The organism is Endozoicomonas sp. ALC013 (assembly GCF_049310205.1).
Lineage (GTDB): Bacteria > Pseudomonadota > Gammaproteobacteria > Pseudomonadales > Endozoicomonadaceae > Endozoicomonas.
The window spans coordinates 1-2618 of the sequence record NZ_JBLYNS010000309.1; the positions used below are offsets into that span (position 1 = coordinate 1).

Genomic DNA, 2618 nt, shown 5'->3' on the forward strand with positions numbered 1-2618 from the left:
AGGCGACCCCGTAGCGAGAATTGCGAGAAATTGAGGATAAAAATTCCTGCTTCTGAGGAGAATAGCGGGGCTATTTGACGAAGAAGCAGGAATTTTTAGACCAATTTATCGCAACCGCAGTAGGACAGTCTTAAGTCCGACAGGCTCCTCGCTGGCCGACAGCAAATACAACCAATATTTGCTAACCATGAAAATACAAGGCAACTGCCTTATTTACTTTCAGAAGCTAACAGAGAAAACCGCCCGCCAACACAAAAATAAAGTAGAGCATCAGTCTGTGAGTAAGTGATTATGCTCACGATACCGACTATTCTACAGGGATGCATTGCCGTTAATCACTAACTTACCCCAACCCCGTTATTATGAAATAATGAAAGGTTTTCAGACCAATTCTTTCACCACCACAACACTGTGCCCCGGCACCTCGTACCACCCCTGATTCAAAATCACCTCTTCCCGGAAAGCTTCTCCATTATCCAGATCCGTGGATAAAACTCTTTGCCAGCGAACGGCATTGCCACTATCAGGCAAGTTAAAGCGCCGGGTTTCAGCCTCATTATTGACCAATAGCACCAGGCTGGACTGGCTATCCACAGGGCAGCGATAGCGCATCTCCAATGCACGACCACGCTCATCAGGCAGCATTGCTGCGGTCAGAGGTACGCCTTCAGTATTAAACCATTCAAGCTCAGCGCTGTGCCACTGCCTGTCATCTGTCTGATAACGAATGCCCAGCAATGGCTCTGACTTGCGTAGATGAATAAGCATTGAGGTGAACTGTTGCAGCTCGGCACCATCAGGGTTCTCATCACTATTGCCGTTTCCAGCCAACCACGACCAGTCAACCCAGCCAATGGGATTATCCTGACAGTAAACATTATTATTGCCATGCTGACTGTTACCAAACTCATCACCCGCCATCAGCATAGGGATACTGCGGGAAAACATCAGCGTCGCCAGCAGGTTTTTTCGTACACGCAGCCGCAGCTGTTGAATAGCAGGGTCACTGGACGCCCCTTCAACGCCATAATTCCAGGAGAGATTATGTTGGTCACCGTCCCGGTTACCCTCACCATTAGCGAGGTTGTGCCGGTGCTCAAACGACACCAGGTCGCGCAGGGTAAAACCATCATGACTGCAGATATAGTTAACACTTCCAGCCGGTCTGCCTGGCCCGAAAATATCTCTGGAGCCGGTCAGACGCCAGGCGATATCCACCACCTGGTCTTTGTCACCACGCCAGAATGATCGTATACCACCGCGATAACGGTCATTCCACTCATGCCAGTCCCTTGGGAAACCTCTCAGGCGATAACCTTCAGGCCCCAGGTCCCAGGGTTCTGCAATCATCTGCCGGGTCGAAAGAATCGGATCCTGAAATACGGTCTGAAAGAATGCGCTGTGAGCATCAAACTTCCGATGTCGTCTGGCCATGGTCGGTGCCAGATCAAAACGGAAACCATCGATCTGATAGTGCTCAGCCCAATACCTGAGGCTATCCATCACCAGCTTGATGGTTTGTGGGCTGTCAAAATTCAACGTATTCCCACAACCACTGTAGTTGGTAGACACCAGATGACCACCATGGTGATCCAGCAAATAGTAATCTTTCTCAGCCAACCCTCGCAGGCTCAGGCATGGACCATCCGATCCCGCTTCACAGGTATGGTTGTAAACAACATCCATCACTACCCGGATACCGGCACGATGCAATTCACGAACCATTGTCTTCAGTTCATCCACCGGATCATCCATAGCATAGGACGGCTCAGGTGCCATAAAGCAGAGCGGGTTATAGCCCCAGTAGTTTTTCAGCCCCAGCTTCCGCAATCTTGGCTCACTGAGAAAACTGGTCACCGGCAACAGCTCAACCGTATTGATGCCCAGCCCCTTCAGATAATCAATAACGACAGGATGACACATCCCCAGATAAGTCCCCCGCAGAGCTTCGGGAATATTGGGGTGCTGACGGGTAAAGCCCCTGACATGGCTCTCATAAATAATACTGTCTTCATGGGGGAGTTCAGGCCTGGTAACAGATTGCCAGTCAAACTGATCGGTCCGAACTACCGATTTGGGCAGCAAATGGCCGTTGTCCTGATCATTGAACGACCACTGACTTCTTTCCTTGCCGGAGTAATCATAGACGGCAGGCTGCCAGTTAATCCCCCCTTTAACTTCACGGGCATAAGGATCCAGCAGCAGTTGATGAATATTGAAGCGCAACCCCACATCAGGTGCCCAGCGGCCATCGGCGCGATAGCCATAGACCTGACCTTCCTGCACCCCTTTAACCAATACATGCCAGATGCCCTTTTCAGGGCCATACATGGGAATGCGCTGCTCCACCCCGGCGCTGTCAAACAGACACAGCATCATGGCTGACGCTTCTGGTGCATACACCGCAAAGTTCACCCCCACCGCTGAGTCAGGAAACTCCGGGTGCAGCTGCTGATTCAGAAAGTTAGCCCCCAGATGGTGACAACTTCCCGGGCCAAGTGATTCTAAGGTTATTTGTGGCTGATTCATGTATCCGAGACACCAACTTATTGGAATGGGTTGAATTTTAATTTGATTCACCAGCAATAACTACTGCTGTTGAAAATACCCCGACAGCT

General features: G+C 50.4%; 1 protein-coding gene. It reads right to left on the minus strand.

Features of this window, described 5'->3' with window-relative positions; translation table 11 throughout:
- Positions 1-381: 381 nt before the first annotated feature.
- Positions 382-2529, minus strand: a complete 2148-nt coding sequence (gene glgX / locus ACO6V1_RS23385; RefSeq protein ID WP_422468927.1) for a glycogen debranching protein GlgX — start codon at positions 2527-2529, stop codon at positions 382-384.
- Positions 2530-2618: the final 89 nt, after the last annotated feature.

Coding starts and splice junctions, on each gene's coding strand:
- glgX (WP_422468927.1), bottom strand. CDS start 2,529: ATGAATCAGCCACAAATAACCTTAGAATCACTTGGCCCGGGAAGTTGT.